Origin of the sequence: Lujinxingia vulgaris (genome assembly GCF_007997015.1) — a bacterium.
Lineage (GTDB): Bacteria > Myxococcota_A > Bradymonadia > Bradymonadales > Bradymonadaceae > Lujinxingia > Lujinxingia vulgaris.
This window is the reverse complement of sequence record NZ_VOSM01000094.1, coordinates 1-547: the sequence shown is the minus strand read 5'-3', so window position 1 is coordinate 547 and position 547 is coordinate 1. Positions and strand designations below refer to the sequence as shown.

Sequence of the window (547 nt, the reverse complement as noted above, 5' to 3'; positions counted from 1 at the left end):
GCTGTCCTTGACAGGGATCTCCCTCCACTGAGGCCGACACCAGGCCCCGGCCTGGTCGATACGAGAGCCCAGGACAAGAGCTTGAGACGACGAAAGGAAAGCAATAGTGATGGTAGAGCAAGCAAAGCAAATCGTAGTGGGCTACGACGGGTCCGAGTTCAGTGACCGCGCCCTGGACTGGGCCATCCGCGAAGCCGGGGCCTTGTCGATGGAAGTGAAGGTAGTGGTGTCCCTGGGCCGGCCCATGGCCATGGACCCCAGCATCTACGGTGTCTTCCTGCAGTCCATCGAGGAAGAAGCTGAGCAGGTCGCAGCAACCGCGGTGTCCCGGGCCCGGGCCCACGGTGTGACGGCTCTCGGGGTAGTGGAACACGGGGACGCGGCCGGGGTGCTGGTGCACGAGTCGCAGACCGCCTCGGTGCTGGTGGTAGGCAAGCGCGGCCGGCACGGAGTGCGCGGACGGGTCGGATCCGTCTCGGCCGCGGTGGCAGCTCACGCCAAGTGCCCCGTCATGGTCCTACCCGACCGGTGGGACCCGCAGACCGGA

Annotated in this window: 1 protein-coding gene; it reads left to right on the top strand. The window is 66.4% G+C overall.

The genetic code is table 11. From position 1 onward, the window contains the following. Positions 1–109 precede the first annotated feature (109 nt). The coding region (locus tag FRC98_RS21055) for a universal stress protein (RefSeq protein ID WP_146983523.1) at positions 110–547 on the top strand (438 nt) is incomplete at its 3' end.